The sequence below is a fragment of the Amycolatopsis sp. La24 genome (genome assembly GCF_029087445.1).
GTDB classification, from domain to species: domain Bacteria; phylum Actinomycetota; class Actinomycetes; order Mycobacteriales; family Pseudonocardiaceae; genus Amycolatopsis; species Amycolatopsis nivea.
Genome location: NZ_JARACH010000001.1, coordinates 379,735 through 396,142 on the forward strand (window position 1 = coordinate 379,735; position 16,408 = coordinate 396,142).

At 70.3% G+C, this 16,408-nt stretch carries 18 protein-coding genes; 13 read left to right on the forward strand and 5 right to left on the reverse strand.

The features are described from left to right. Positions 1-14: 14 nt before the first annotated feature. From PUT80_RS01930 to npdG, 3 genes are all read left to right on the forward strand, one after another. The gene (locus PUT80_RS01930; protein WP_275290873.1) at positions 15-746 is read left to right on the forward strand and encodes a transglutaminase family protein; all 732 of its coding nucleotides are present in this window, start codon (positions 15-17) and stop codon (positions 744-746) included. 88 nt (positions 747-834) lie between these two features. Beyond that, positions 835-2,244, forward strand: a complete 1,410-nt coding sequence (locus PUT80_RS01935; protein WP_275290874.1) for an NAD-dependent succinate-semialdehyde dehydrogenase — start codon at positions 835-837, stop codon at positions 2,242-2,244. A gap of 29 nt (positions 2,245-2,273) precedes the next feature. Further along, positions 2,274-2,990 carry an NADPH-dependent F420 reductase gene (npdG, locus tag PUT80_RS01940; protein WP_275290875.1) on the forward strand — a complete coding sequence of 239 codons (717 nt, stop codon included), beginning with the start codon at positions 2,274-2,276 and terminating at the stop codon, positions 2,988-2,990. Between the two features lie 87 nt (positions 2,991-3,077). Here npdG and PUT80_RS01945 read toward each other — a convergent pair whose 3' ends face one another. Both PUT80_RS01945 and PUT80_RS01950 read right to left on the reverse strand, forming a co-directional pair. Beyond that, positions 3,078-3,497: a barstar family protein gene (locus PUT80_RS01945; RefSeq protein WP_134661384.1), complete on the reverse strand. Its 420-nt coding sequence runs from the start codon at positions 3,495-3,497 to the stop codon at positions 3,078-3,080. Positions 3,498-3,526: 29 nt separating this feature from the next. Next, positions 3,527-4,105 (reverse strand): cutinase family protein, encoded by a 579-nt coding sequence (locus tag PUT80_RS01950; RefSeq protein WP_275290876.1) that lies wholly within the window; start codon positions 4,103-4,105, stop codon positions 3,527-3,529. 151 nt (positions 4,106-4,256) lie between these two features. Here PUT80_RS01950 and PUT80_RS01955 point away from each other — a divergent pair, with 151 nt between their 5' ends. After that, a complete protein-coding gene (locus tag PUT80_RS01955) occupies positions 4,257-4,415 on the forward strand; it encodes a hypothetical protein (RefSeq protein WP_275290877.1) in 159 nt (52 codons plus the stop codon). Positions 4,416-4,790: 375 nt separating this feature from the next. Next, positions 4,791-4,982: a hypothetical protein gene (locus PUT80_RS01960; protein ID WP_275290878.1), complete on the forward strand. Its 192-nt coding sequence runs from the start codon at positions 4,791-4,793 to the stop codon at positions 4,980-4,982. A 105-nt stretch (positions 4,983-5,087) separates the two neighbouring features. On the opposite strand, the gene PUT80_RS01965 is transcribed toward PUT80_RS01960, so the two are convergent. Then, positions 5,088-6,008: a LysR family transcriptional regulator gene (locus tag PUT80_RS01965; RefSeq protein ID WP_037806092.1), complete on the reverse strand. Its 921-nt coding sequence runs from the start codon at positions 6,006-6,008 to the stop codon at positions 5,088-5,090. Between the two features lie 89 nt (positions 6,009-6,097). Here PUT80_RS01965 and PUT80_RS01970 point away from each other — a divergent pair, with 89 nt between their 5' ends. Both PUT80_RS01970 and PUT80_RS01975 read left to right on the forward strand, forming a co-directional pair. Beyond that, positions 6,098-7,288 carry a cytochrome P450 gene (locus PUT80_RS01970; RefSeq protein ID WP_275290879.1) on the forward strand — a complete coding sequence of 397 codons (1,191 nt, stop codon included), beginning with the start codon at positions 6,098-6,100 and terminating at the stop codon, positions 7,286-7,288. 17 nt (positions 7,289-7,305) lie between these two features. Then, positions 7,306-7,629, forward strand: coding sequence for a 2Fe-2S iron-sulfur cluster-binding protein (locus tag PUT80_RS01975; protein WP_037806095.1), 324 nt, complete (start codon positions 7,306-7,308; stop codon positions 7,627-7,629). Between the two features lie 14 nt (positions 7,630-7,643). On the opposite strand, the gene PUT80_RS01980 is transcribed toward PUT80_RS01975, so the two are convergent. Beyond that, the gene (locus PUT80_RS01980; RefSeq protein WP_275290880.1) at positions 7,644-8,546 is read right to left on the reverse strand and encodes a LysR substrate-binding domain-containing protein; all 903 of its coding nucleotides are present in this window, start codon (positions 8,544-8,546) and stop codon (positions 7,644-7,646) included. Positions 8,547-8,662: 116 nt separating this feature from the next. Between PUT80_RS01980 and PUT80_RS01985 the strand changes: the two genes are divergently transcribed. The 3 genes from PUT80_RS01985 to PUT80_RS01995 are packed head-to-tail and all read left to right on the forward strand — an operon-like array spanning position 8,663 to position 12,311. Continuing rightward, the gene (locus PUT80_RS01985; protein WP_037806097.1) at positions 8,663-9,430 is read left to right on the forward strand and encodes an enoyl-CoA hydratase/isomerase family protein; all 768 of its coding nucleotides are present in this window, start codon (positions 8,663-8,665) and stop codon (positions 9,428-9,430) included. An 11-nt stretch (positions 9,431-9,441) separates the two neighbouring features. Then, positions 9,442-10,995, forward strand: coding sequence for an AMP-binding protein (locus PUT80_RS01990; RefSeq protein ID WP_037806099.1), 1,554 nt, complete (start codon positions 9,442-9,444; stop codon positions 10,993-10,995). Between the two features lie 14 nt (positions 10,996-11,009). Beyond that, entirely contained in the window at positions 11,010-12,311 is a 1,302-nt protein-coding gene (locus tag PUT80_RS01995; RefSeq protein ID WP_037806100.1) for an MFS transporter, read from the forward strand. 10 nt (positions 12,312-12,321) lie between these two features. On the opposite strand, the gene PUT80_RS02000 is transcribed toward PUT80_RS01995, so the two are convergent. After that, the gene (locus PUT80_RS02000) at positions 12,322-13,848 is read right to left on the reverse strand and encodes a PLP-dependent aminotransferase family protein (protein ID WP_275290881.1); all 1,527 of its coding nucleotides are present in this window, start codon (positions 13,846-13,848) and stop codon (positions 12,322-12,324) included. Positions 13,849-13,868: 20 nt separating this feature from the next. Between PUT80_RS02000 and PUT80_RS02005 the strand changes: the two genes are divergently transcribed. The 3 genes from PUT80_RS02005 to PUT80_RS02015 are packed head-to-tail and all read left to right on the forward strand — an operon-like array spanning position 13,869 to position 16,363. Beyond that, positions 13,869-15,113, forward strand: coding sequence for a Tm-1-like ATP-binding domain-containing protein (locus PUT80_RS02005; RefSeq protein ID WP_275290882.1), 1,245 nt, complete (start codon positions 13,869-13,871; stop codon positions 15,111-15,113). Then, a complete protein-coding gene (locus PUT80_RS02010; RefSeq protein WP_275290883.1) occupies positions 15,100-15,921 on the forward strand; it encodes a phosphoenolpyruvate hydrolase family protein in 822 nt (273 codons plus the stop codon). The genes PUT80_RS02005 and PUT80_RS02010 overlap by 14 nt, the downstream gene beginning before the upstream one ends. A 19-nt stretch (positions 15,922-15,940) precedes the next feature. Then, positions 15,941-16,363, forward strand: a complete 423-nt coding sequence (locus tag PUT80_RS02015) for a cupin domain-containing protein (protein WP_043838738.1) — start codon at positions 15,941-15,943, stop codon at positions 16,361-16,363. The last annotated feature ends 45 nt before the right edge of the window (positions 16,364-16,408 follow it).

Sequence of the window (16,408 nt, forward strand, 5' to 3'; positions counted from 1 at the left end):
AAGCGAGCCGCACGATGACCTCCGACGTGACCGCCCGGACGACCGGGACCGAGTACCTGCGACCGACCGAGTACATCGACTCCGACCACCCGACCGTCGTCGAGACCGCGCGCCGGATCACCGAAGGCGCCACGACCGACGTCGAGCGTCTCGGCCGCATCTACCACCATGTCCGCGACTTGCCCTACGACATCCTCGCCTCGTTCCGGTACCTCGCGAAGGGGCAGACGGCAGCAAGTGACGTCCTCGAGAACGGCGTCGCGTTCTGCATGGGCAAGGCCAGTTCGTTCGTCGCGCTGGCCCGCGCCGCCGGCATCCCGGCGCGCGTCGCCTTCCAGGCACTGGACGCCCCAGAGATGGAGTTCCTCTCGCCCGAGGTCCGCGTGCTGTGGGGCGGGCCGGTCGGACGTCCTCTGCCGTGGCACTCGCTCGGCGAGGCGTTCGTCGACGGCCGGTGGGTCAAGCTCGACGCCACGATCGACGCGCCCACCGCCGTCAAGCTCGGCAAGCCGTACGCGGTCGACTACGACGGCCGTACCGACATCCCCACCGTCGAAGGCCCGGTCCTGCGGGAGAACGGCAGCTACGCCGACTACCCCGCCGAGGTCGCGGACTGGTACCTGCGCGTGGCCCGCGAGGTGCTCGACGCGCTCGAGTCGACCGCCGCGCACGAGCGCGTCGCCGCCGACGACGTGCTGTGGAGCGGGCCGGACCCCGAACTCGTCAGCCGTCAGGCCGTCGCCTGATCTTCCCCCACCCGGGGTGGCGCGGCGTCCAGGCCGTGCCACCCCGATCCCGCCGCGCTCGCGCGCCGAATCGAGAAGGACACCCGCGATGTCCGTTCGCCAGATCACCTCCGTCAACCCCGCGACCGAAGAGGTCCTGGGTCGCTTCGACCCGCACACCCCGGACCAGATCGAGGCGGCCCTCGCCCGGGCAACCGGCGCGGCCGCCCGGTGGCGGTCCGCTCCGATCGAGGTCCGCGCCGAGCACCTGCGCCGAGCCGCGGCCGTCCTGCGCGCCGACCGGGACCGGCTCGCCACGCTGATCACCGAGGAAATGGGCAAGCCCATCGCCGAGGCGGAAGCCGAGGTGGAGAAGTCCGCTTGGTGCTGCGAGTACTACGCCGAGCACAGCCCGGCGATGCTCGCCCGCGAGCCGGTCGAGACCGCCGCCGCGCGCAGCCACATCGCCTACGAGCCGCTGGGCCTGGTGCTCGCTGTGATGCCGTGGAACTTCCCGCTGTGGCAGGTGTTCCGGTTCGCGCCGCCCGCACTGCTGGCGGGCAACGGCGCGGTGCTGAAGCACGCGTCGAACGTCCCGCGCTGCGCTCTCGCGATCGCCGAGATCTGGGAGCGAGCCGGTTGCCCGGCCGGGCTCTTCACCACGCTGCTGGCCGGTCCGGACGCCGTGCCGGGCCTGGTCGCCGACGACCGCGTCCACGCCCTGACCCTCACCGGCTCGACCGAAGTCGGCGCGCAGGTCGCGGCGATGGCCGCCGCGCACCTCAAACCGCAGGTGCTCGAACTCGGCGGCTCCGACCCGTTCATCGTCCTGGCGGACGCCGACATCCCTGCCGCCGCGACCGCCGCCGTCACGGCGCGGACGCTCAACTCCGGACAGAGCTGCATCTCGGGCAAGCGCTTCATCGTCGAGGACGCCGTCGCCGAGGAGTTCACCGAGGCGTTCGCCGCGGGCGTCGCAGCGCTGACCGTCGGCAATCCCTTCGACCGCGACGTGCGGGTCGGCCCGCTGGCCAGGGCGAGCATCCGCGCGGACCTGCTCGACCAAGTGCGCCGCAGCGTCTCGGCGGGTGCCAGGCTCGTCACCGGCGGCACCGCGCCGGAGGGACGGGGCTTCTATTTCCGGCCTGCCGTCCTCGACAACGTCACCCCCGAGATGGCCGTCGCGGCTGAGGAGACCTTCGGACCGGTCGCCGCGGTCGTCCGGGCGAAGGACGCGTCCGACGCTGTCGCCGTCGCCAACGCCACCGAGTTCGGTCTCGGTGCGGCCCTGTGGACGTCCGACCTCGACCTCGCGGACCTCCTCGTGCCCCAAATCGACGCAGGCGCGGTGTTCGTCAACGGCATCGTCGCGTCCGACCCGCGCCTGCCCTTCGGCGGCATCAAGCGCAGCGGCTACGGGCGTGAACTGGGTGTCTTCGGGATCCGGCAGTTCACCAACGTCAAGAGCGTCTGGGTCGGACCCGCGCGGAACGGCCAGGACCACCCGCTCAGCGAATGAACCACCAGTCCGAGATCGAAGGAGCTCCCATGACATCCCCTCAGGTCGCGTCACGGCTCGACGGGCCGCCCCAGCGCGTCGCCATCGTCGGCGGCACCGGGGCGCTCGGGCTCGGACTCGCGACGCGGTGGGCGCACGCCGGTGTCGAGGTCCGCATCGGTTCCCGCCGCGCGGACGCCGCGCAAGCCGTTGCCGCGCAGCTGCCACGAGCATCCGGCGGTGAGAACGCCGTGATGATCGACGGAGCGCCGGTCGTCGTCATCGCGGTCCCGTTCAGCGCCCACGTCGAGACACTGCGGTCCCTCGCCAAGGTCATCCGACCGGGGCAGCTGCTGATCGACACGACCGCGCCGATGGTGGCAGGGCGCAGAGGCCTTCGGCCCATCACGCCGTGGGCGGGCTCAGCTGCCGAACAGGCCCAAGACCTGCTTCCAACCGGCGTTTCGGTTGTCTCCGCGATGCAGACGGTCAGCGCCGCTACCCTGCAGGATCTCCGACAGCGCCTCGACGAGGACGTCTTGATCTGCGGCGACCGGAGCGCCGACAAGGCGGTCGCCGCTGGCCTCATCGAAAGCATCCGCGGATTGCGCGCGGTCGACTGCGGTCCCTTGGACCTGAGCGGTGTCTGCGAACGGATCACCGCGTTGTTGGTCGGCGTCAACCGGCGCTACAAGACGCACGCCGGAATCCGGCTCACCGGACTGCCGGTCACATCGACGGACGCGAGTCTCGGCCGCCCCGCGTGATTCCTGCCGGTGCGCGTTGCCGACGATCCGCACGACGTTGGACAGAAATTGCGGCCTGAGTTGACCACGGCGGGATCCGGCTGATTGTCAGGCCAGTTCCAGGAAGACGCCGTCCTCGGATTCGTCTCCACCGGGGCCGTGCGCCCGGATGATCCCGACGATTTCGTCGAACAGTGTGGGGCCCTCGCGACGCTCTGCCGCGGCGATCCGGGCTGCGATGGTCGAACGGTTCGATGGATGGCAGGTGAGTAGGAGCTGGTTCAGCCGCTCGATCGCCGCGTCGTAACCGAGTGCGACACGAGACGCATTCGAGTTGAGCCATCGCAGGATCCAGCCGCCCTCGGGCGTGCCGAAGCCGCCTCGGAGTACGTCGTTGAAGGCGTCGAGATTCCCGTGCCAGGTGTAGTTGTCGAGGAGGCGAGAGAACTCGCGGGTGAATCCGGCGAAGTCGGAGAAGTTGGCTCCGTCGATGACCAACACGGGAAGGTCGTCGCCACGGCTGGTCATGGTGCCAGCATGTCACGATCCGACCGGACTTACTGGCCGTCGTCGACCCTGGCGGCGGCGAACGCCGCAGCCTCGCCCGCCTTGAGGGAGTAGCTGAGGTGGGCGAGGATGTTCGTCCCGTCCGGGCGGCAGATCGGGTCCCCGGCCGCGCAGAATTCCTTGGTCCGGTCCTGGTATTCGCCGGTGATGTGCTTGCCGAGCTTGGCGATCGGCGGTCCGAAGGTCAGCAGCGCGGCCACCCGGGGCGCGACCTCCGGCGGGAGGGTCGCGACGATGGGGCCGCCGACGAGGGCCCCGTCGCTGCTGATGCCCACGGAGTTCGCCACGACGTTCGCGCCCTGCGAATAGCCGACGAGCACGAACCGCTGGTTCCCGCATGCGGCGGCCTGGCTGGTGACGTGGTCGACGAGGTCCTGGTTTCCCCGCGAAGCGGAATCGGGCTGCAGACTGGCCGGATACGCGACGGCGTAGGAGCTCACGGACTTCCCGGGAAGGCTGGCTCGCAGCGCGGCGAAAACCGGGCCGCCGACGATCACCCCGAGGGTGCCGGGTTCGCCGGTGCTCGCGAGGAGGGCTGCGAACAGGCTGGCGGGACGGGCGAAGCGCATCCGGATCACCTTTTCTCAAGATCGCGACGGTGCGAACGCACGGAGTCTGGCGGCGCCGCCGCCCGGCCCGCATCGGCGATTCTGCGCAGGCGCGCAAAAATACGTAGTTTCGACGACGCACCCGGACGATCCCGGCGGCGACGATCCGGACATGCTCACCGAGGAGCCGGCCGCGCAGGCAGTGCTGGACGAGGTCCGCTGGCGGCTGCCGGAGTCCGCGCGGCTGCTCGACCGCGGTGCGACGCGGTTCCTCGCGTTCGTCCTGGGCTGCACGCAGACCGTCGGCGGAACCTTCCTTGCTGTGCGGTAAAGCCGTGCAGTCACGCCTCCTCGACTATTCCTCTTTCGGGGCGGCCCGGGTGTTCCGGGACCGGTCCCGGAACACCCGGATTAGCGTTCCCGCATGCGATACCTGTTGGCCAGGACGGTCCTCACGACACTGACGGTTGCCGGGGCCGTCTCCGCGTGCGGCGGTTCGCCGACCGCATCGACGACTACGCCGCCGTCGTCTCCGGCCCCGGCAAGTACCAGCGCGACTGCGGCATCGAGCAGCGCCGCGCCCACGACCAGTAAAGCGCCGTTCCCCACGGCGGCGGACGGGACCAACCTGCGCGCCTGCGCCGACGGCGAGTGCGAGATCCTGGTGACCGGGCCGGTGACCATCCGCTTCAACAGGAGCCTCGGGATGAGTTCGCTGGACATCACCGCGGTCTCGTCCGCGGGCGTCGACTTTCAGTCCATTTCGCCGTCCGGGATGGTGATGTCGGCGATGGGCCAGACCCCGAACCAGGGTGGCGCGTCCAGCATCAACAAGCTGTCGTTCGAGGTGGTCGCGCTCGAGGGATCGAAGGCCGTCGTACGGTTCACGCACACCTGAACAGGTTCGGTGCAGAGAGAACGCGGGCGTTGTGGCCGGTCCAGCGTGTGCACGCTGCTCTGCGGTGCCAACCGATCCGTCGGTACCTGGACCGGGACCTGACCTTCAGGCGCGGCGGCGCGGATCCAGCCGGTCAGCGTTGCGAGCGGCGAACTCGACCAGCGCGGCGGCCCGATCGTTCAGGCGGACCTCGCGGGGCCACATCATCACCACGTTCGCGGCCGGTTCCGCGGGTTCCAGGTCGCACAGCGCGAGCGGCAGGTCCTCGTACGACCGGTTCACCGTGGGGCGCTGGATCAGCACCGAATAGCCGAACCCGCGGGCGACCAGCGAGCGGGTCAGTTCGAAATCGGCGGTCCGGTGCGCGACGCGGGGTTCGATGCCGGCCCGCTCGTACAGTTCGCGGGTGTGCTGGGCCGCGGGCGGGAAGTCCAGCATGATCATGGGGTCGTCGGCCAGTTCGGCCAGCCGTACCGTGTCGCGGCCGGCCAGTCGGTGCGCAGCGGGCAGCAGCGCGTACGGCGGGGCGCTGTACAGCGGGACGGAGTCCAGTCCGTCTGGCAGCGCCATGTCGTAGCCGACTGCGACATCGAGACCGCCGGCCAGCAGCCGCTGCGGCAGTTCGGCTTGGCTGCCGGTGACCACGGACAGATCCACGCGCGGGTGCTGGTCGCGCACCCACTCCATCAGGATGGGGACCACCGTCGGCGCCACCGTGGAGTAGCACCCCAGCGCCAGCGGCCCGGCGAGTTCGCGGCCTCCGCCCGCGGCCGCCCGTTCGAGTTCGTCGGCGTCGCGCAGCAGGCCGGCGATGCGCTCTCGCAGGTACTGGCCGGTCGGCGTCAGCGTGATGCCGTGCGCCTTGCGGCGGACCACCAGTTGGGTGCGCAGCACGCGTTCCAGTTCGGTGAGCGCGGAAGCCACCGCGGTCGGAGTCACGTGCAGTTCCGCGGCGGCCGCCGAGATCGACTTCGCCTCCGCTACCGCCGCGAAGTACTCGAGCTGGCGGAGGGTGTAGCCAGGCATAACCAAACCTCAGCTGTGGTTGTTCGCAGGTTATTTGAACTTTACCTGTCGTGGTGGCCTGGCTCACGCTGGGAGCGAGGAGGTCGACGATGACACTCGACACGACAGCGGCGCGCGAAATCCCGACCGCGGACTGGGTGGAAATCCCCGCCCTGTACACCGACCCTTACCCGATCTACGAACGGCTCCTGGCGCGAGCGCCGATCCATTGGGTTCCGGCGCTGGATCGCTACCTGGTGGTGGGCCACGAAGCCTGCCACACCGTCGAACTCGACCAGGAACGGTTTTCCGCCGACGAAGCGCAGTCGTTGATGAAGCGCTCGATGGGCCACAGCATGCTGCGCAAGGACGACCCCGAGCACGATGCCGAGCGCAAAGCGTACGGCGGGGTGTTGCGGCCGAAGGCGGTCAAGCAGCAGTGGGAAGCGGTCTTCGAGCGCAACTACCGCACGTACGCGGAAAAGTTGCGTGCCACGGGCCCGGGCGCCGATCTCGTCGCCGAGTTCGCCGCGCCGTATGCCGCCGACAATTTGCGTGCCGTCCTCGGGTTTCGCAATGCCGGTCAGGGGGATCTGCAACGGTGGTCGCAGACGCTCATCGACGGCACCGGCAACTACGCCGACGACCCGCAGGTGTGGGCCGCCGCGGAGCGCTCGTCCCGCGAGGTGGACGAGGCGATCGACGAACTGTTGCCGCTCCTGCGCGCCGAACCCGACGGCAGCCTGCTTGCCGTGCTCGCCGCCTCCGGGATGCCGGTGGATGCGTTGCGCGCCAACGTGAAAATGACCATCGGCGGCGGGGTCAACGAACCGCGCGACGCGCTCGCGACCACGGCGTGGGCGTTGCTGACCCATCCGGTGCAGCGGGCGGCGGTGCTGGCCGGGCAACGGTGGCGGGATGCCTTCGAGGAGTCCCTCCGCTGGGTCGCGCCGATCGGCATGTATCCCCGGCAGGCGACGCGAGACACCGAACTGGCCGGGCTCGCGGTGCCCCGGGGCGCGCGGCTCGGCGTCGTGCTCGGTGCGGCCAACCGGGATCCCGCGGTGTTCGTCGATCCGGCGGTCTTCGACATCGACCGGCCGCGCAAACCGCACCTCGCTTTCGGCGGGGGCAACCATTTCTGCGCCGGTGCGTGGGTCGCCCGCGCGTCCGTGGTGAGCGTCGCGTTGCCGCGGCTGTTCGCCGAATTCCCCGGGCTGCGCCCCGATCCGGCCCGGCCCGCGACGGTGGGCGGCTGGGTCTTCCGCGGCGTGCTTTCCCTGCCCGTGCACTGGGACTGAATCCTCGAGGAGAACCGATGCCCAAGGTCACCTTCCACCGCGACGGGGCGGTCAGCACCGTCGCGGTCGCGGCGGACAGCACCGTCATGCGTGCCGCTGTGGAGAACGGCGTCGACGGGATCGTCGGCGAATGCGGCGGTCAGGCGATGTGCGCGACCTGCCATGTCTACGTCCGCGAGCCCTACCTGTCGGCGGTGCCGCCGCTGTCCGAGGACGAGGACGAAATGCTCGAGTGCACCGCGGCGCCCCGCGACGAGCGACGCAGCCGCCTCGGCTGCCAGCTGAAACTGGGCGGTGCGCTGGAAGAAATCGAAGTGGACGTGCCTGACACCCAGCTCTGAATCCGGGGCGCTGGTCAGTTCACAGTGGACATCCCGTGCCCGGCGGCCCGCAGGGCTTCCTCGGCCACCGCGGCGAATCCGGCGATGACGTCGTTGGCGCGCGTCGGCACCCAGACGACCGAACTCGACCACCGCAGCCGGTTCTCGTCGAGCGGGCGCCAGGTCAGGCCGTCGGGCAGCGGGTGTTCCTCGTTGAAGTGCACGCCCATTCCGGCGAGCACGAGCCCGTGCGTGAAGTTCGGGTTGCGCGCGTGCCGGATCGCGCCGGGCAGGAAGCCGTTGTCGCGGCAGATCGAGAGGATGTGGTCGTAGAGCCGCGGTGCCATCTCGCGCTGGAAGATGACCAGCGGGGCGCCGTTGAGGTCGCGCAGCCGCACGACGTCCGCGTCCGCGAGCCGGTGCGCCGCCGGCAGCACGACGCCGAGCGGCCGGGACAGGACCGGCCCTGACTCCAGTCCGACGGTGTCGGAGGGGTGGCGTACGAGTCCGACGTCGAGCTTGCCCTCCCGCAGCCGGGCGATCTGTTCGTCCGTGCTCACCTCGTGCAGCTCCAGCAGCACCTCCGGCGCTTTCGCGGCGAACGCGGCGGCGATCGTGCGCAGCACCGTGGGCATCGTGTCCGGGGGAATTCCCGCGCGCAGCGTGCCCGACGTGCCGGGCAGGATCCGGCGCATCGCCTCCCGCGCGCTGTCCACGCCTTCGAGCACCGGACGCGTGTGTTCGAGCAGCAGCGCGCCCGCCTCGGTGAGCCGCACGCCGCCCCGGCCCCGATGGAACAGTTCGACGCCCAGCTCGCGCTCGAGGTCCCGGATCCGCTGCGACAGCGGCGGCTGCGCCATGTGCAGCCGTTTCGCGGCCCGCCCGAAGTGCAGTTCCTCGCTCAGGACGACGAAGTACCGCAGATGCCGCAGCTCCATCCGCCGAACCATACCAACCTGATATCGCCGCAGGTCGCAGTTGGTGTTGGCCAGCGGCGGCCTCGCGCTGTTCTTCTTGTCCGCGACGCAGACGACGAGCGAAGGAAACGACCTCCATGAGTGAAACAGTGCTGCTCGACCGCCGGGACGAGATCGCGGTCCTGACGTTGAACCGGCCGGAGAAGCTCAACGCGTGGACCCACGCGATGCGGGAGCGGCTGATCGGGCACCTGCGCGAACTGGACGAGGACCCGACCTGCCGCGGCGTGGTCCTGACCGGGGCCGGGCGGGCGTTCTGCGCCGGGCAGGATCTGGCCGAGACGGCAGCGATCCGCCCGGACGACCACGCCGCCGCGGAGGCCTGGATCGACGATTTCGACCGCCTGTACCGCGCGGTCCGCGAGCTGCGGAAGCCGACCGTCGCCGCGGTCAACGGCGTCGTCGCCGGTTCCGGCTTCCAGTACGCGCTGGTGGCTGACCTGCGGATCGGGCACGCCGGGGTCACTATGGGCCAGCCCGAGGTGGCCTCCGGGATCCCCAGCATCACCGGGATCTGGGCGATGTGGGACATCCTCGGCCGCGCCAAGACCGCCGAGTTCGCCCTGACCGCCCAGCTCGTCGACGGCGTCGAAGCGCACCGCCTCGGCCTGCTCACCCGGCTCGTCGCCGAGGACGAGGTGCTCGATGCCGCCGTCGCGCAGGCCCGCGCGATCGCCGCGCTGCCGCCGGGCGCCGTCGCGCTCACCAAGGCCCGGCTCCGCGAGCTGGACGACGACGCGCTGGCGCAGGCGGTGACCGCGGCCAAGAAGATCCACGCCGAGGCTTACGCGACGGGGGAGCCGCAGCGGGAGATGGCGCGGTTCCTGGCCGCCAAGAAGCGCTGAAAGGGCATCGGGTGAACTACGACGAGCTGCGCGCCGGGCACGACTGGGAAGTCCCGCCGCGCTACAACATGGCCGCCGACGTGGCCGACCGCCACGACCGCGCCGCCACCGCGCTGATCTTCGAGGACCACCTCGGCACGCACCGCGAGATCTCGTGGGGCGAGGTGCAGGACCGCTCCCGCCAGGTGGCCGCGCACCTGTGGAATCGGGGAGTGCGGCCCGGCGACCGGGTGGCGGTGCTCCTTCCGCAGCGGCCCGACACCCCGGCCGCCTATCTCGGCGTGCTGCGCACCGGCGCGATCCTGGTGACCATGTCCCTGTTGTGGGCCGACGAGCCGATCCGCTACCGGCTGGCCGACTCCGGAGCCACCGTGCTGGTGACCGAACCCGAGGCGCGCGACCGCGTCCGCGGCTTCGCCGGGCACATCGTCGAGATCGACGACCCGGCGATCGAAAAACTGCCGCCGCGATTCGAGACGGCGGACACCGCCGCAGACGATCCGGCGCTGATCTTCTACACCTCGGGCACCACCGGCAAGGCCAAGGGCATCGTGCACGCGCACCGGACGCTGCTGGGGCACAACGAGTTCCGCTACTGCCACGACCTGCGCCCCGGGGACGTGTTCTACGGAGCCGGGGACTGGGCGTGGTCGATGGCGAAGCTGCTGGGGCCGCTGCGCGCCGGCGCGACGCAGCTCGTCTACCGCCCGGCAGGCGGGTTCGACCCCGAGGGCCTGCTCGATTCCCTGTCCCGCAACGGGGTCACCACCGCCTTGGTGAACCCGACGTTCCTGCGCAAGATGGCCGCCGACGTCCCGGACGCGGGCCTGCGCTACCCGCACAAGCTGCGGGTGGTGTGCTCCTCGAACGAACCGCTGACCGCCGACCTGATCGACTGGTTCACCGGGCAGTTCGGCGTGCCGCTGCTGGACTACTACGGCTCCACCGAGTCGTACCCGCTGGTCGGCAATTTTCCCGGGGTGCCGGTGAAACCCGGTTCGATGGGCCGTCCGCTGCCGGGCTGGGACGTCGCGCTGCTGGACGCGCGCGAGCAGCCGGTGCCGCAGGGCGAACCCGGCGAGATCTGCCTGCGCGCCCGGTCGAACCCGCAGTACCCGCTGGGGTACTGGAACCGGCCGGAGGACTCCGCGGCGGTGTTCGGCGGCGGCTGGTACCACACCAACGACCAGGCTTTCGCCGACGAGGACGGCTATTTCTGGTTCCTCGGCCGCACCGACGACGTGATCAAGACGTCCGGGTACCGGGTCAGCCCGTTCGAGGTGGAACACGCCCTGCGGGCCCATCCGGCGGTGGCCGACGCCGGGGTGGTCGGCGTACCGGACCCGGTGCGCGGCCAGGCGGTCAAGGCCTGGGTGCAACCCGCGCCCGGCTACGACGGCGGCGACGCGCTCGCCGAAGAACTGCGCGCTTTCGCCAAGGAGACCTATTCGCGTTTCGCCTACCCGCGGCACATCGAGTTCGTGCACGTGCTGCCCCGGTCCGCCACCGGCAAGATCCGCCGGGCCGGCCTCCGGGACCGCGATCGCGGCCCCGGCACCGACTGACGAGGAGCCAGCCAATGACCGTCCGGACCGAACAGCCCGCGACCCTTTCCCGCGGCAGGCGGAAGATCGCACTCGCCTCGGGCATCGGCAACTTCACCGAATGGTTCGACTCCGCCGCCTACGCGACGATGTCGTCCACCATCGCCGCCGAGTTCTTCCCCAAGAACGACCCGTCGGCGGCACTGCTGGCCACGTGGGCGATCTTCGCGGGCGGGTTCGTCGCGCGACCGCTGGGCGCGGCGTTCTTCGGGCACTACGGGGACCGGATCGGCCGCAACCGGACGCTCGCGCTGAGCGTGCTGCTGATGAGCGGGGCCACGTTCCTGATGGGCGTGCTGCCCACGTACTCCGCGCTCGGGGTCGCCGCGCCGATCCTGCTCTTCGTCCTGCGGACGCTGCAGGGTTTTTCCACCGGCGGCGAGTACACCGGCGCTTCGGCCTTCATCATGGAGCACGCGCCGGACGGACGGCGCGCCCGTTTCGCCAGCACCGTGCCCGCCACCGTCGGTCTGGCCAGCGTCGCCGGATCGGCGGTCGGGGTGCTGCTGACCTCCACTTTGTCCTCGGGCGCGCTGCACACCTGGGGCTGGCGGGTGCCGTTCCTGCTGGCCGGCCCGCTCGGGCTGATCGGGCTGTACCTGCGCCGCCGGGTCGAGGACAGCCCGGTGTTCCGGCAGCTGCAAAGCGAGAACTCCGTGCAGCGCAAGCCATTGCGCGACGCGCTCCGCTCGCACAAGCGGCAGATCTTCACGCTCTTCGGCTACAGCATCACCAACGCGATCGCGTACTACCTGATGAGCAGCTACATGATCACGTACATGGCCGACGAGCTGCACTACTCGCGCACCCAGTCGCTGATCGCGAGCGTGGTGTCGATGCTGTGCTACAGCGCGGCCTGCCCGTTCATGGCGTCAGCGAGCGACCGGTACGGACGCAAACGGATGCTGCTGCTGTCGTGCCTCGGGTTCGCCGTGTGCACGCTGCCCGCGTTCGCGCTGATGCACGCCGGATTCGCCGGGGCGCTGGTCGGCACCGCGGTGCTCGCCGTGCTGGTCGCGGTCATCGGCACGTCGAACGTGCCGGCGATGGTGGAGATGTTCCCGGGCCCGGTCCGCGCCAGCGGCTCGGCGATCGGCTACACCGCGGCGTATGTCCTTTTCGGAGGGACCGCACCGTTCGTGGCGACCGGGCTCGTCACGCTCACCGGCAACTCGCTGGCGCCGGGGCTTTACCTGATGGCGATCGCGGTGGTGTCGTCCCTGGTGGTCGGGTTCGCGTTCCGGGAGACCAAGAACCTGGACCTGGCGAGGCGGTGACTGGGCGAGGTCACCTGACGCTCGCGATGCCAGCCAACCGTGCGATGGCTTCCTCCAGGCGGCCAGTCCGGGCAAAGGGAAGCCGGAGCATCTCGGTTTGCCCGCCGACTGACGAAAACGCCGGTCCCGGCGTGAACCGCACACCCGAGAGCCTGGCCGCGTCGGCCAGGCTCTCGGTGTCGACTCCGGGGGCTCTGACCCACAGCCCGCTTCCTCCGTCCGGCCGGGTCCACGACCAATGCGGCAGGTGCAGCGTCAGAGCCTGTTCGAGTTCCGCCAGGCCGTCGAGCAGCGTGGTGGCCCGTGTTTTCATGGCTTCGGCGGTGTGCGGCAGCAGTTCGTGCGCCAGGATCTGGCTCGGCAGCGACGTTCCGAGGTCCATCGCGACCTTCGCTCGCTGGAACCGCTCGATCATCGGACGCGGCCCGCGGATCCAGCCCACCCGCAGGCCTCCCCAGAACAGCTTCGACAACGATCCGATGAGGACCGACTGCGCGGGGTTGACCAATCCGAACAGGTTCGCGGCCGGCGGCGGGCGGAAGGCGAGATGCGCGCTGGACGCGTCTTCGATCACCACGAAGCCGCGCTCGTTCGCGAGATCGGCGACCGTCTGCCGTTTTTCCGCGGACATGTGCACGCCGGTGGGGTTGTGCGAGGTGGGGAGGAGGTAGACGAAACGCGGATGGGTGCGCCGGGTGATGCGCTCCAGTGCCTGGACGTCGGCGCCGTCGCGCTCGACCGCGATGGTGTACATCTGCGCGCCGCGGGCCCGGAACGCTTCGAGCGCGCCGCGGTAGGAAGGGTCCTCTACGACGATGGGCTCGTTGTCGTCGATCCAGGTGCGGGAAATGATCTCCAGAGCCTGCTGGGACCCCGAAGTCACCAGAATCTGGTCGGGGTCGGTGGGAACCCCGGTGCTTGTGCAGAGCGCGGCGATCGACTCGCGGAGGAGGAGGTGGCCCCGCGGCTCGTAGCCGTCAGCGGCCAGCAACGCGTCGATGCCCCGGTCGGCGGCCCGCCGCCAGGCTTCGCCGACTAAGGGCAGGCCGGGGAGGCTGCCGCTGGAGAGATCGACGAACTGCCCGGGACGGGACTCGTCGCCGGCTCGGTCGGAGAAGCTGCTCAGGCGGCTGTCCGGCTCGAAGCTGGGCAACGCCGGGCTCTTCCGGCTGCCGTCGGGCCGGTGCAGGCGGGAGCCGCTTCCCTGCCGGCTTTCCAGCAAGCCTCCCTCGCGCAGCAGCGAATACGCCTCGGTGATCGTGGTGCGGCTGACTCCCAGGGCAGCGGCCGCGGCGCGTTCGGCCGGGAGGACCGAGCCGAAGGGGATCTCTTGCGCTTGCAGCGCGTCGAGAAGCGCCGCGGCCACCTGCTCCGCTTTGCGGCCGGCGTGCTGCTGCCACCCGGCGATGGCCTGCGCGAATTCCGTCGCGGATACCTGGCGCACCGAGTCCTCCAGCCAATTTCGGCCGATTGGCCTAGATGATCCAATTATCGTCTGGGCACACTCTAGCCCGGCCGGACAACGAAGACGGCGCACGATGATCCGTAGGGGAGTCAATGGCTACCGTGGCGATGCTCGGGACCCTCGATACCAAGGGCGCGGAGTTCCAGTGGATGCGCAGCCAGCTCGAAGGCTTGGGCCACCGCGTGCACCTGATCGACGCCGGTGTCGCCGGTCAGCCGGCGGGCACGCCCGAAATCACGCGCGAAGAGGTCGCCAGGCGCGCGGGAACCAGCATTCGCGAGCTGATCGAGGACGACGACCGGGGAAAGGCGCTGGCCGCGATGAGCGCCGGAGCCGCCCGGGTCGTCGCTGAGCTCGCCCGGAACGGCTCGATCGACAGGTTCCTTTCGGCGGGCGGTTCGGGAGGCTCGTCCATCGCCGCCGCTGCCATGGAGGCGCTGCCGGTCGGCTTCCCGAAGCTGCTGGTGAGCACCATGGCTTCCGGGGACGTCTCGCCGTACGTGGGCGCGTCCGACGTGACCATCATGTACAGCGTCGTCGACATCGCCGGAATCAACCGGCTTTCGAAGGCAGTGCTCGGAAACGCCGTGGCAGCGATAGTCGGGATGGCCGAGCGCTACGCCGCCCGCGAACCCGAGCCGGACGAGCGGCCGCTCGTGGCCGCGTCGATGTTCGGGGTGACGACTCCGGTGGTCGAAGCGTGCCGCGCCATTCTCGAGGACGCGGGGTACGAGGTCCTCGTCTTCCACGCGACCGGTGCCGGCGGCCGCGCGCTGGAAGGGCTGGCAGCGGGCGGTTTCCTGGCCGGCGTCCTCGACCTCACCACCACCGAACTGGCGGACGAACTGGTCGGCGGGGTGCTCACCGCCGGTCCGGACCGGCTCACCGCGGCCGGGGCGCACGGCATCCCGCAAGTCGTCAGCCTCGGCGCACTGGACATGGTCAACTTCGGAGCCCGGGACACGGTTCCCCCGCGGTTCGCGTCGCGGCTGCTGTACGAGCACAACGCGACCGTCACGCTGATGCGCACGACCGTCGAGGAGTCCGCGCAGCTGGGCGAAATCCTCGGACGCAAGCTCGCCGCGGCCTCCGGCCCGACCGCACTGGTCATCCCGGGCCGCGGAGTGTCTGCTTTGGACACTTCCGGCGGCCTGTTCGAAGATCCCGCCGCCGGCGAGGCGTTGACCAGCGCCGCGGTCGCCGCCGTCGCCGACAGCCCAGTCGAGGTGCTCCACGTCGACGCGCACATCAACGACCCCGAATTCGCCCGCGCGGCAGCAGAGACCCTGCTCCGCTACCTGACCGTGTCCGAGGAGAACAAGAATGCAGAGAACTGACCGCCTTTCCGCCTGGCGCGCCAAAATCGGCTCCGGCGCGCCGATCATCGGAGCGGGCGCTGGAACCGGTCTCTCCGCGAAACTGGCCGAGGCCGGCGGGGCGGATCTGCTGGCGATCTACAACTCCGGGCGCTACCGGATGGCCGGCCGCGGGTCGCTCGCCGGACTGCTGCCCTACGGGGACGCCAACGCGATCGTGGTCGAAATGGCGAGCGAAGTGCTGCCGGTGGTGTCGGAGATCCCGGTCTTCGCGGGCGTGTGCGGAACCGATCCGTTCCGCGTCATCCCGAAATTCCTCGACGACCTCAAGGACATGGGATTCGCCGGGGTGCAGAACTTCCCGACCGTCGGGCTCTACGACGGCGTCTTCCGGCAGAACCTCGAAGAAACCGGGATGGGGTACCGGCTCGAAGTGGACCTGGTCGCTGCGGCCCGGGAACGGGACCTGATCACGTCGCCCTATGTCTTCGACCCCGAGCAGGCCAGAGCCATGACCGCGGCGGGAGCGGACATCGTCGTGCCGCACCTCGGCTTGACGACGTCCGGTTCCGTCGGGGCGCGCACGGCAGTCACGCTCGAGGTCGCCGTCGAGCGCATCCAGCAGATGCGTGACGCCGCAGTAGCGGAGAACCCCGACGTCATCGTGCTCTGCCACGGCGGCCCGATCGCCGAACCCGAGGACGTCCGCTACGTCCTCGAGCACACCACCGGGGTCGCCGGATTCTTCGGCGCCTCGTCCATGGAACGCCTGCCGACCGAGCGGGCGATCGTCGACCAGGTCAAGGCATTCACCGCGCTGCGCGCGTGACCGACCCGAGGAGAACCGCATGCATGTCGAACCGGAAAAGACGCCGACGATGGTCCTCGACTGGGGAACCCTCAAGTGGCTGGTGAACCCGTCCACGATCGAGGGCGCCGAAACCACCGTCGGCGAAGTGATCGTCTACCCCGGACGCGGGCACGCGATCCACAACCACCCCAACGCCCAGGAAGTCATCTACGTCATCGAGGGCGAGGGAGTGCAGACCGTCGGCGACAGCGACCCGTTCCCGATCAAAACCGGCGACGCGGTGTTCGTGCCGCGCGGCGCGGACCATTCGACCTTCAACACCGGATGGCGGGCCCTGCGGCTGATCGTGACCTACAGCCCGGGCGGGGAAGAGCGCAACTTCCGGTCCCTGCCCGACTACGAGGAGGTCCCGGCCGGGATCACCCCGACCTGGGTCCGGGAAGCGCGCCCCGCCGAATGATCCGTTCAGCCGGGCAAGCCTGACCTCCCGGCCGCCGCTCGTGCG

Excerpts from the sequence above, each read along its gene's own strand:
- PUT80_RS01930 (WP_275290873.1), top strand. The coding sequence starts at position 15 with ATGACCTCCGACGTGACCGCCCGGACGACCGGGACCGAGTACCTGCGA.
- PUT80_RS02015 (WP_043838738.1), top strand. The coding sequence starts at position 15,941 with ATGCATGTCGAACCGGAAAAGACGCCGACGATGGTCCTCGACTGGGGA.
- PUT80_RS01955 (WP_275290877.1), top strand. The coding sequence starts at position 4,257 with ATGCTCACCGAGGAGCCGGCCGCGCAGGCAGTGCTGGACGAGGTCCGC.
- PUT80_RS01970 (WP_275290879.1), top strand. The coding sequence starts at position 6,098 with ATGACACTCGACACGACAGCGGCGCGCGAAATCCCGACCGCGGACTGG.
- PUT80_RS01995 (WP_037806100.1), top strand. The coding sequence starts at position 11,010 with ATGACCGTCCGGACCGAACAGCCCGCGACCCTTTCCCGCGGCAGGCGG.
- PUT80_RS01965 (WP_037806092.1), bottom strand. The coding sequence starts at position 6,008 with ATGCCTGGCTACACCCTCCGCCAGCTCGAGTACTTCGCGGCGGTAGCG.
- PUT80_RS02010 (WP_275290883.1), top strand. The coding sequence starts at position 15,100 with ATGCAGAGAACTGACCGCCTTTCCGCCTGGCGCGCCAAAATCGGCTCC.
- npdG (WP_275290875.1), top strand. The coding sequence starts at position 2,274 with ATGACATCCCCTCAGGTCGCGTCACGGCTCGACGGGCCGCCCCAGCGC.
- PUT80_RS01945 (WP_134661384.1), bottom strand. The coding sequence starts at position 3,497 with ATGACCAGCCGTGGCGACGACCTTCCCGTGTTGGTCATCGACGGAGCC.
- PUT80_RS01935 (WP_275290874.1), top strand. The coding sequence starts at position 835 with ATGTCCGTTCGCCAGATCACCTCCGTCAACCCCGCGACCGAAGAGGTC.
- PUT80_RS02005 (WP_275290882.1), top strand. The coding sequence starts at position 13,869 with ATGGCTACCGTGGCGATGCTCGGGACCCTCGATACCAAGGGCGCGGAG.
- PUT80_RS01985 (WP_037806097.1), top strand. The coding sequence starts at position 8,663 with ATGAGTGAAACAGTGCTGCTCGACCGCCGGGACGAGATCGCGGTCCTG.
- PUT80_RS01980 (WP_275290880.1), bottom strand. The coding sequence starts at position 8,546 with ATGGAGCTGCGGCATCTGCGGTACTTCGTCGTCCTGAGCGAGGAACTG.
- PUT80_RS01960 (WP_275290878.1), top strand. The coding sequence starts at position 4,791 with ATGAGTTCGCTGGACATCACCGCGGTCTCGTCCGCGGGCGTCGACTTT.
- PUT80_RS01975 (WP_037806095.1), top strand. The coding sequence starts at position 7,306 with ATGCCCAAGGTCACCTTCCACCGCGACGGGGCGGTCAGCACCGTCGCG.
- PUT80_RS01950 (WP_275290876.1), bottom strand. The coding sequence starts at position 4,105 with ATGCGCTTCGCCCGTCCCGCCAGCCTGTTCGCAGCCCTCCTCGCGAGC.